At 41.4% G+C, this 10,621-nt stretch carries 11 protein-coding genes and 1 other annotated feature; all 11 genes read right to left on the bottom strand.

The window, feature by feature from the left end; genetic code table 11:
* Positions 1-394: 394 nt before the first annotated feature.
* The 11 genes from AC1D69_RS06295 to AC1D69_RS06245 all read right to left on the bottom strand — a co-directional run bounded on the left by AC1D69_RS06295 (position 395) and on the right by AC1D69_RS06245 (position 10,607).
* Positions 395-1,864 carry a LysM peptidoglycan-binding domain-containing protein gene (locus tag AC1D69_RS06295; RefSeq protein WP_495455279.1) on the bottom strand — a complete coding sequence of 490 codons (1,470 nt, stop codon included), beginning with the start codon at positions 1,862-1,864 and terminating at the stop codon, positions 395-397.
* 169 nt (positions 1,865-2,033) lie between these two features.
* Positions 2,034-2,903, bottom strand: coding sequence for a prephenate dehydratase (gene pheA / locus AC1D69_RS06290; protein ID WP_495455278.1), 870 nt, complete (start codon positions 2,901-2,903; stop codon positions 2,034-2,036).
* On the bottom strand, positions 2,900-3,868 hold the full coding sequence (gene thrB / locus AC1D69_RS06285) for a homoserine kinase (protein WP_495455277.1): 969 nt from the start codon (positions 3,866-3,868) through the stop codon (positions 2,900-2,902). Before thrB ends, pheA begins: the two co-directional genes overlap by 4 nt.
* A 221-nt stretch (positions 3,869-4,089) precedes the next feature.
* The gene (locus AC1D69_RS06280; RefSeq protein WP_495455276.1) at positions 4,090-5,376 is read right to left on the bottom strand and encodes a homoserine dehydrogenase; all 1,287 of its coding nucleotides are present in this window, start codon (positions 5,374-5,376) and stop codon (positions 4,090-4,092) included.
* A gap of 42 nt (positions 5,377-5,418) precedes the next feature.
* Entirely contained in the window at positions 5,419-5,856 is a 438-nt protein-coding gene (locus AC1D69_RS06275; RefSeq protein ID WP_495455275.1) for an ACT domain-containing protein, read from the bottom strand.
* Between the two features lie 150 nt (positions 5,857-6,006).
* Positions 6,007-7,317: a GTPase ObgE gene (obgE, locus tag AC1D69_RS06270; RefSeq protein WP_495455274.1), complete on the bottom strand. Its 1,311-nt coding sequence runs from the start codon at positions 7,315-7,317 to the stop codon at positions 6,007-6,009.
* Positions 7,318-7,330: 13 nt separating this feature from the next.
* Positions 7,331-8,065, bottom strand: coding sequence for a Spo0B domain-containing protein (locus AC1D69_RS06265; protein ID WP_495455273.1), 735 nt, complete (start codon positions 8,063-8,065; stop codon positions 7,331-7,333).
* Positions 8,066-8,220: 155 nt separating this feature from the next.
* On the bottom strand, positions 8,221-8,532 hold the full coding sequence (rpmA, locus tag AC1D69_RS06260) for a 50S ribosomal protein L27 (protein WP_495455272.1): 312 nt from the start codon (positions 8,530-8,532) through the stop codon (positions 8,221-8,223).
* A gap of 17 nt (positions 8,533-8,549) precedes the next feature.
* Positions 8,550-8,882 (bottom strand): ribosomal-processing cysteine protease Prp, encoded by a 333-nt coding sequence (locus tag AC1D69_RS06255; RefSeq protein ID WP_495455271.1) that lies wholly within the window; start codon positions 8,880-8,882, stop codon positions 8,550-8,552.
* 14 nt (positions 8,883-8,896) lie between these two features.
* Complete coding sequence (gene rplU, locus AC1D69_RS06250) at positions 8,897-9,208, bottom strand: 50S ribosomal protein L21 (protein ID WP_495455270.1); 312 nt, start codon at positions 9,206-9,208, stop codon at positions 8,897-8,899.
* A 12-nt stretch (positions 9,209-9,220) separates the two neighbouring features.
* Positions 9,221-9,304 (bottom strand) — a sequence feature (ribosomal protein L21 leader region).
* Between the two features lie 58 nt (positions 9,305-9,362).
* Positions 9,363-10,607, bottom strand: coding sequence for an Rne/Rng family ribonuclease (locus AC1D69_RS06245; RefSeq protein WP_495455312.1), 1,245 nt, complete (start codon positions 10,605-10,607; stop codon positions 9,363-9,365).
* Between the last annotated feature and the right edge of the window lie 14 nt (positions 10,608-10,621).

The raw sequence follows: 10,621 nt of genomic DNA, 5'->3' as shown, positions 1-10,621 counted from the left end.
TGCTCATTTAAAACAAACTGACGAGAAATTACTTTCTCTATCAAATGATTTCTCATTTGTTTTGACTTCACTTTCGTGAAATCTACTCACTCGTTGTTCAGTTTTCAAAGACCAATTTGTTCATTATGTTGTTACCAGTTGTTCTCGGTGACAACTTTTATATCATATCATGTGATGAATAATAATGCAACAACTTTTTTTAAAAGAATTAGTATATTAGAATATCTACCCTATGATACTATTCATCATTTCTTTCATTTAGCCATTAGCAATCTTTTTTGGCCGGAATAATAATTTAACATATGTGAAGCACAGTTGGCAACTGCCAATAATATACAAAAGATCAAGGCAAACGTTTCCTACACGTTTGCCTTGATCTTAGGATTGATATCGTTTAATTTTTTATCCACGGATTGCGACGTTTATGTTGTCTAGCTTTCGGCTTTATTTCTTTAGTCGATTTACTTTTTCCTTTATTCGTAGCCGAAGTTTGGGCTTTCTTTAAATCAGTACTACTAGTTAATTCTTTAGATTCAGGATTAGAATCACTCACATTATTCGCTATACTAACTTCCTCCGTAGCGTCTTCAAGTTTCCCTTGTGTTGAATCTTGCTCGATCACTCCGACACTCGATTCTCTACTATTGCAACCGCAACCTTGCTGTTGCCCTTGCTGTTCTGGCTGCACATAGGGAGGATTGCCCCCGAAAGACATATTCGGTTGTACAGAATTTAATCCCATTGGGCTTTGCATCATTCCCTCCGGGTAAGTCCATTCATATGGAGGTGTGCAAGAATATATATTAGAGCATGTCACAGTGACATTCCCTAATGGAGCATTATTCGAGAGTGGTGAGTATCCTTGCCCATACCCCCCGTAACCAGATCCATCTCCAGCCCACTGTGAGTAGTTAGGATTAGAATCTTGTTGAACCATTTGTGGCATCACTGGATAACACGGTTGTTGCATAAACTGCGGTTGTGCCCAATTAGGTTGTTGTTCATAACCTTGTTGATTCCAATTTGGCTGTTCGTACTGTGGTTGATTCCAATTCTGCTGTTCATATTGTTGCTGGTTCCATGAGTACCCTTCTGATATCCCTGGGTACATTTGGTCCGTTCCCTGAGGACATGAATCCGACTTTCCTGATTTCTCCTTCATCATAGGAGCATTTCCCATCGCTTCTTGAGCAGGAACAGAATACTGAATAAACAGATGTTGAGTCATCTCTACCTTTTCTTCTTGGATATCAAGTGGTGGGTTAGCTGCAATTGGCATCTGTACGGGTACGGGAATTGGCGTGTTGGGTGCTGGATTCGATGTATTAGTAACGGGTGCATTGTCAGGAAGTTGGGGCAATTGTGGGATAACAGGTACAACGGTCTCCGTTGGTGAAATCTCAGCTTTAGGAGAGTTATCTACTTTAGGCGCGTTATCCACTTTAGGTCCTGTGTTTGTTTTACTTCCTGGAGTTGTTTTATTCTGAATGTTATTCCCAGCTGTCGTCTCCCCATTAGCCGCTTGTTGCATACCCACTTTAGGGATATATACAATTTCGCCAACAAGTAGGGCATTCGGGTTCTTTAATTGAGGATTGGCATCAATCATCTCCCTCAACGTTACTCCCCATGCTTTAGATATCTGCCATAGACTATCTCCTTGCTTTACTACATGCTTATGAATGACATTCTCAGGCATTGGAACAGGAACAGTTTCCGACGGAATTTTAACCTTATCACCTATGTTTAACTTGTTCGGGTCTGTTAACTGCGGGTTAGCTGCAATTAATTTCTCTAGCGATATCCCATACTTCTTAGATAACTCGTATAAGGTGTCGCCCTTCTTAACCATGTGTATTTTCACGTGGCAAAAACCTCCTAAACTTCTTATAGACGGCATATGCCCGCCTTCGTTACTCTCATCTTATGCAAGTATTAGGCGGATGACATCATTGAAAATAAAAAAAATCCTTCCATGGCTTTAGCATGAAAAGATTTTTATTGAATTTCGACTTATTATTATTGCACATTCACTATTTTTCATAGTTATAACATGGGTAAGAACCTAATACACGCACCTGACATCCTAAAGCTTCAATCTCCGATATTGCGGCTTGTAATAATACAGTGTCCACTTCAGCAAGAACATCAATATAAAAATAATAGTTACCCAGTTTCTTCTTCGTGGGACGGGATTCAATTCGGGACAAATTCAGCCTTCTCCAAGCAAAAGCAGATAGAACTTGATGAAGTGCCCCTGGAAAATCTTCTGGGAGCGTAACAGTTACACTTGTTTTCGTCTGTATACTTCTGCGCTTAAGGGACACCGGTTCAGGACCAATGAGTATAAATCTGGTGAAGTTGTTATCATGATCTGTTACTCGTTCAGCCATGACATCTAACTTATGAGTGACAGCTCCAAGAGCCGTTCCGATGGCCGTCCATCCTTGCCCTGGATTTTTTTTAACAATATGAACAGCTTCTGATGTACTTCCCACATTCTCAATCTCAGCTTGAGGAGCATGCGTACGGATAAACTGCTGACATTGGGCCGAAGCCACAGGATGAGACAAAATTTTGGTGATTTTACTGTAATCGATCTCTCCATCTACTGTCAGGAACTGTTCACGATCACCTATTAAATTCTGTATGGATGGGTATACCCATTCCACTTGCATAGGAATATCAACTTCATTCACAAGCCAATCCATATGAAGGCTTACAGACCCCTCTATCGTATTCTCTATGGGAATGACACTATAATCACTTTTACCTTGAACCGTTGAACGAAATACATCTGCAATTTGCTTGTAATGCAGCAGTTCTACAGATTCATCACCGAATAGATGTTTTACTGCTTCATGAGAGACTGAGCCTTCTGGTAGTAATGCAATTCGTTTCATACTTTAATGTCCCCTTTAATCATATCCATAAATGAGCTAGATTGAACACTCTCATTGAGAATAACTCCGTCACTAGATGGGTCAAGCCATCTCGCGGAAGCTTGAATTCCATATTCCTTCATCGTATCCAACAAATATACTTCTAACGCTCTCTTATCCAGATTCCGACGATCTACCAAGGATATCAAAGTTGGACCCGCTCCACTTAAAGCGACACCAAGAGCTCCCCGATTTGGCGCCTCTTCCAATATGCGAGACATACCCGGTACCAGACTTGCGCGATAAGGTTGATGTAATCGATCAGACATCGCTCTTGCAATCAGATCAAATCTACCGTTTGAGAGTGCCGCAACCAATAGAGAAGATCTACTGATGTTATACACCGCATCTTCTCGACTAATATGATCTGGGAGTACCTTTCGAGCTTCCGAAGTAGACAGTTGAAATTCCGGGATAACCACAAGCGCAACTAGATCAGTGTGAGGTTCCATTCTGATGTAATCAGCATGGGTCCCATCCCATATCGCCGTTATAATTCCGCCATATAAGGATGCTCCCACATTATCAGGGTGACCCTCTAATTTAGTAGCCATATCAAATAATTTATCCTTAGAAAGTGGAGAACCAATTAATGCATTTGCTGCACTCATGCCCCCAATGATGGCTGAAGCACTGCTTCCAAGACCTCTCGTTAAAGGAATATCAGAGTACATAGAGAGTTCAATCTCCGGTACACTAACACCTGCCTCATCAAAAACAAGTTGCGCTACCTGATATACCAAATTCGATTTATCTTTTGCCAACCCTTTCATTTGATCACCATACAAATGGAACTGGGTGCGCTCAGACGCTTTCATCTCAATCCAGGAATATAACGATAAGGCCATTCCTAACGTATCAAATCCAGGTCCCAGATTTGCCGTACTCGCTGGAACCTTTACACGTATACCCTCACTTCTAATCATAATGTTCCTCTTCCAGCTTAGCGATAGCATCCATTGTCCTTTTCAACGGTAGGATGTGGATAACAGTCAGTCCATACGTATGACTTGAATCGTTCAAGTCAAAGAGCTATTAGCCCACGCATCCCACTATTTCTTACTGGAAGTATCCTTCGCATTTCAATTTATATACTCCCCAGTATCCTGAATAGAACCGCAGGGAGTCGATTTATTATCATTTTAAATTAACCTTCTACACGATAGACACTTTTAATTGTACGAATTACATCTAATCCTTCAAAATGCTGCAACACCATGTTCATACTAGCTTTACTGGCATTATGAGTTACGATAATAATTTCCGCATATGGGTTGTGTTCATTTGGTTGTTGAACAACAGATTCTAAACTCACATCAAATTGAGCGAAGGCTTGAGTAATTTGCGCAAGTACCCCTGCCTTATCATCAACATGTAAAAGTATAAAATTTTTATAATTGATTTGCTCATCATCTTTGAGCTTTTTCTCTTTATATGGAACGATGGCTTTTAAGCCGTTCACGCCAAGTCTTAAGTTCTTAATCGCCGCTACAAGGTCAGCCACTACAGAAGTTGCTGTAGGCATAGCCCCAGCTCCAGCTCCATAGAACATCGTCTCGCCCACAGCTTCGCCATACACATACACCGCATTATATACACCGTTCACGGATGCGATCGGATGACTGCGGCGTACCATCGTAGGTTGGACACTAATGCTGATGTGCTCACCCTCACGATCTGCTATTCCTAACAACTTCATTTCATACCCAAGGCGTTGAGCATATGCAATGTCCTCTTTGGTTACTTGGGAAATACCACGAACACTAACATCTTTTAACTCTACATTCGTTCTAAAACCAAGTGTGCCTAGGATGGCCATTTTACGTGCAGCATCCAACCCCTCTACATCCGATGTAGGATCTGACTCTGCATAACCAAGTTGTTGTGCTTCCAGTAATACATCATCGTAAGAAGCGCCTTCTTTACTCATCTTAGTCAGAATAAAATTTGTGGTTCCATTTACAATGCCCATTATTTTCAAAATACGGTCTGAAGAGAATCCTTCGATTAATGTGCGAATAATGGGAATCCCACCCGCAACACTAGCTTCATAGAATACATCACACTGTTTCTCTTGTGCTTTTGCAAGTATTTCAGATCCATGCAAAGCCATCAAGTCCTTGTTGGCAGTGATGATATGCTTACCCCGTTCTAATGCTTCTATAATGTACTCTTTAGTCTGATCTACGCCACCCATAACTTCTATAATAACGTCAATCTCAGGATCGCGAATAACCTCCCATGGATCTTCAGTCATTATTGTAGGATCAAATGGGATATCCCTAGCTTTATCACTATTCTTCACAGCAATCTTCGAAATAACAATAGGGGAACCAACTTGACTACTTAAATCCTCCTGATTTCCTTCAACAATACGAACAACACCTGTGCCTACTGTTCCTAATCCTAATAATCCTACTTTTACTGGTTTCATTAACTAGCCCTCCTCGACCACTTCGTCCATCCTATATTTGTCCTATCCTTGTCCAACCATATGAACACGTTTAACGCCTGTTACACCTTTCATTCCTTCAAGCATATCCCCTAGTCCTTCACTAATTCGTGAAATTTCTACAGATATAACAACATTGGCAATCCCCTGAAGCGGTATACTTTGATGCATTGTTAGAACGTTACCGCCTAGCCCCGCTACTAAACTCAAGACTTTTGACAACATTCCTGCACGGTGCTCTAAATCAATGGAAATCGTAACAATTCTTTCACGTTCCAATTGATTAATAAGATGAATTCCATCTTTATATTTATAAAATGCACTTCTACTTAACCCCACTTGTTCAACGGCTTCATTGACTGTCTTCACGTCACCAGCAACAAGTAATTGCTTCACTTGCATGGTCTTTATCACAGCTTCAGGCAAAATATCTTCACGAACTAAATAATAGCGTTCTTTCACGAACGTCCTCTCCTCAAAGACTACTGTTTGTGTATAGTGGACATTATAAACTATATATCCTTTGAGGGTCAAGAGATAGCAACCCTTTTAACAAAAAAAACCGCAACGGTACTTGGGAAAGTACCGTTACGGTCAGTCTGCATATTCTTGTTAGTAATAACTACTTCCTTCAACAAATTCGAATTCGTATTCGCCAAGACGGACAGGTGTTCCATCCACAGCTCCGCGCTTACGAAGCTCTTCATCCACACCCATAGCACGAAGAATTCGACCTAATTTGAGAATAGCTTCATGTGAATTAAGCTGCATTCTCTTCATCATCTGTTCGATCTTCACACTTTGAACGATATATGTCTCATTCTCACGAACAATCGTGAAGGATTCATCGTCTTTCTTGTCTAATGTATACACTTTTCTTTCCTTAATTTCAGGAACTTCTTCTACAATTGGATCAACTTCAATTTGATCCAGTAAGTCTGTTGCACGGTACAACAGCTCTTGTATACCTTTACGTGTCAAAGAAGATATAGGCATAATCTCTAAATCAGGTCTAACTCCCTTAACCTGTTCACGGAAAGATTCCAACAATGACTCCGATTCAGGCATGTCCATTTTGTTAGCAGCAACAATTTGTGGACGTTTCTCAAGACCTGGGTTATACAATTTTAATTCTTCATTAATCTTTACCCAATCTTCGAATGGATCTCTACCTTCAGAACCAGACATATCTACCACATGGATAATAACACGAGTCCGCTCAACGTGACGTAGAAATTCGTGTCCAAGCCCAATGCCTTCATGAGCTCCCTCAATTAGTCCTGGTAAATCAGCCATAACAAAACTACGGTGATCCCCTACATCAACCACACCTAAATTGGGTGTAATGGTTGTGAAATGATAAGCACCAATCTTAGGAGTAGCAGCTGAAACAACGGACAACAATGTTGATTTACCAACACTCGGGAAACCCACAAGTCCAACATCTGCCATGACTTTTAATTCTAATACAATATTACGTTCTTGACCCTCTTCGCCATTCTCAGCAATTTCGGGAGCTTTATTCTTCATGGTAGCGAATCGTGAATTTCCTCTTCCACCTCTGCCACCTCGAGCGACAACAACTTGCTGTCCATGTCTGGTTAAATCCGCAATAACTTCTCCTGTATCAGAATCCATAATAATGGTTCCTGGCGGGATCCGAACAGCTGTATGTTCCGCATTAGCTCCATGTTGGTTCTTATTACGTCCCTTTACACCAGGTTGTCCCTTAAAATGGCGTTGGTAACGGAAATCCATCAATGTCCGAAGTCCTTCATCTACCCGGAAAATGATATCTCCACCTCTGCCGCCATCACCACCCGCAGGTCCACCGTCCGGTATATATTTCTCACGGCGGTAAGCAACGAGTCCGTCACCTCCATCGCCCGCTTTTACATAAATCTTCGCTTTATCTACAAACATAACTTCACCTTCCTCATCTATCACACGGCACGCGTAGCCTGAAAGAAGCTGGAGAGCTGTAAACCTGCTCTGTCTCTTGGCTACGAACCACATTATTAATTTGTTGCGGAGGTACTTCTTGCTTCCCCTGTGAACCTTCACCTTCAAAAAAGGCAACAATCTCTCCATCTTCTTCATACAGACTAAGAGTAAGCTTACGACTCTCACCCAAAGATGCTAATTCGCCATATTGATATGACCGAATAGCCTCTACAATGGCAGATACCCAGTTCTCAGTGTCATCTTGCTTCAATCTACCACTAAGATGCAAATCATCCGCTATATTGACCTCAAGTTCCACATTACTTCCCATAGTACGAAAAGATTGTAGATAGAAGACCAATGAAGGGATACCAAGCTTCGCAATCTTACCCTCAATCAGCATCCGTTCCTTTATTCTTCCCACACAATCAAGTAATTTATCATGTTTACCTAACTGGATATAACCATATAAAATTTGTAAATCATTCATCCAATCATGCCGATGATGATTTAATGTCTTAAGAGCGGTCTGCTCAAGACTTTGAATAACTAACCGGTGTTCCTTTTCATACTGCCTGTGAATAGTGGTGATTACGATCCAAAGTACTGTAGCCATCCAAAGCGTAAGCACGATGTACCATAGTAACGCTGGATACCATATAACAAAAAACAATGGAATCCAAGTTGATAAGACCGCTATAGCCCATAACTTTCTCCACGATTTCACAGCTTCTCCTCGTTCCTAATCACATATTGAGTGTTTTCACCAATTCATAGTATAGCACAGTACTTCTCACCAAATCATCCCAAAACCTACAAAAAAACCCCCGGCACTTATTGGCCGGAGGCTTCTTATCAGTTCACAACTGTTTTCGATAGCAATTAAGCTTCCACTGCTGCCGCTACAGGAGCGAGATCTACCGGGTAGACGCTCACTTTTTTGCGATCGCGGCCCCAACGTTCAAATTTCACAACGCCTTCCACTTTAGCAAACAAGGTATCGTCTTTACCGATGCCAACATTCGTACCTGGATGAATTTTTGTTCCGCGTTGACGAACTAGGATACTTCCGCCAGTAACCGTTTGACCGTCTGCACGTTTCACACCAAGACGTTTCGATTGGCTATCACGTCCGTTTCTTGTGGAACCAACACCCTTTTTCGATGCGAACAATTGAAGATTCAACTTTAACATGTTGTCTACCTCCTTCTTTAAATAATAACTTCTTCTATTTGAATATACTCACCGTATGAATCAGCAATACTATTCAACATAACGACCATAGATTCCAATAGCAGTTGCACTTTGCTTCCAGCAGCCTCATCCTCTATAAGAGGAATACTACCGCTCAAGAAACCATTATGCATATCACAATCCAAAGAGATATCCGTTAACGTTTCAATCGAATTAACTGTTCCGACAGTAACAGCCGATACTCCGGCGCATACAATATCTTCTCCAGCCTTCGCATAGTTCGCGTGTCCTTTTATCTTAAAGCTCTGGATCATTCCGCTATCATTACGAAAGATACGTACGACAATCACTTGACCGCACCTTCTTACGCCTGAATTTTTCCGATTGTTACTTTAGTGTATGGTTGACGATGACCTTGCTTCTTATGGTAGTTCTTCTTAGGTTTGTACTTGTATACAACAACCTTATGACCTTTACCATGTTTCTCAACTGTAGCGGCTACAGTTGCACCTGAAAGTAATGGTGTACCTGCTACCAAACCATTGTCACCACATACTGCTAGTACACGGTTAAAAGTAATACTTTCTCCGTCTTCTGCGTGTAGTTTCTCAACGAACAACACATCGCCCTCTTGAACTTTGTATTGTTTACCACCTGTTTCGATAATTGCGTACATATCTTGCACCTCCTCATGTCTCAGACTCGCCTAGTCTAGGTGACAGCATTATAAACACTGTACTTCACAACCCGATCGGAGCGGTTACAGCATGTGCAGACGCTATAAGCACCAGACACATACTCATAGATGATACCATATACTTTTCATATAGTCAACGAATTGTAACTACGTTTATTCTGCCCGTACCACTACACTGATCACAGGTTCTATCGAATATGACGGATGTGTCACCACGAACCTTCTTACGTGTAATCTCTAACAGACCAAGTTTCGTCCAACCCACAATTTGGCTTTTAGCACGGTCTCTTTTCATAATTGACTCTAGTATGTCCACAACACTCTGACGGTGTACCTCTTGCTCCATGTCGATGAAATCAATCACGATAATACCGCCTACATCCCTTAAACGGATTAATCTAGCAATTTCCTCCGCAGCTTGTAAGTTCGTCAACGTTACCGTGTCTTCCAAACTATATCCACCCGTATATTTACTTGTATTCACATCAATGACGGTTAACGCCTCCGTATGGTCCCAAACAATGGTTCCACCACTAGAAAGTGTCACTTTTCGAGATAAGCCTTTGTCTAATTGATCACGAATACCATAAGTCTTGAATATGGACTCTGCCCCTTGATATATCTTAATGGGAATGTGTACTCCATTTGTCATTTCGGACAGATAAATCTCAGCTTCTTCTGCTCCCCTAGCATTATTAATAACAAGTTCATCTTGCGTAGGATCTAATGCATCACGGATAAGTCGCTGTACGATACTTAAATCTTGATGTAGCAAACTGGGAGCTTCGGATTGTTTCGCCCTCTCTTGAATAATATCCCACTGCGTACGCAGGAAATCCAGATCACCTTGCACAGCCTCACGTTGTTCATCCTGTGAGACGGTTCTCACGATAATTCCTTCTCCCTGATATCGCATTTGTTCACATAGAACCTTGAGCCGTGTTCGTTCACTCTCTCTTTGAATCTTCTTCGATACGGCGACATAGTCTGCTATGGGCATATACACAATCCAACGCCCAGGTAACGAATAATGTGTAGTAACTCGCGGTCCTTTACCTCGCAGAGACTCCTTCATCACTTGGACAACAACTTCTTGTCCTACTTTCAACAATTCTTCTATCGAAGGTTTAATCTTCGGCTGCTTCTCAAGATGGGGGTGTAGCACATCATCTACATATAAAAAGGCATTCTTTTTGTGTCCGATATCAACAAATGCAGCCTGCATTCCTGGTAATACATTAACTACTCGTCCTTTATAAAAACTCCCTACTAAACTTTCGCTTTGGCTACGTTCCGTTGCAAACTCAACTAGCTTGCCTTCCTCTATGAGAGCCATCTGTGTAAACTTCGGTTCACAGTTAACGATCATCTGTTTCATGGCTTCACCTCTGC

Source organism: Paenibacillus sp. Y301 (assembly GCF_059445505.1).
This window is presented reverse-complemented; position numbering and strand designations above follow the sequence as displayed.

What these genes read in the sequence shown, in the direction of transcription:
- rpmA (WP_495455272.1), bottom strand. Translation starts at nt 8,532, where the DNA reads ATGTTAAAGTTGAATCTTCAATTGTTCGCATCGAAAAAGGGTGTTGGT.
- rplU (WP_495455270.1), bottom strand. Translation starts at nt 9,208, where the DNA reads ATGTACGCAATTATCGAAACAGGTGGTAAACAATACAAAGTTCAAGAG.
- AC1D69_RS06280 (WP_495455276.1), bottom strand. Translation starts at nt 5,376, where the DNA reads ATGAAACCAGTAAAAGTAGGATTATTAGGATTAGGAACAGTAGGCACA.
- pheA (WP_495455278.1), bottom strand. Translation starts at nt 2,903, where the DNA reads ATGAAACGAATTGCATTACTACCAGAAGGCTCAGTCTCTCATGAAGCA.
- AC1D69_RS06245 (WP_495455312.1), bottom strand. Translation starts at nt 10,607, where the DNA reads ATGAAACAGATGATCGTTAACTGTGAACCGAAGTTTACACAGATGGCT.
- thrB (WP_495455277.1), bottom strand. Translation starts at nt 3,868, where the DNA reads ATGATTAGAAGTGAGGGTATACGTGTAAAGGTTCCAGCGAGTACGGCA.
- obgE (WP_495455274.1), bottom strand. Translation starts at nt 7,317, where the DNA reads ATGTTTGTAGATAAAGCGAAGATTTATGTAAAAGCGGGCGATGGAGGT.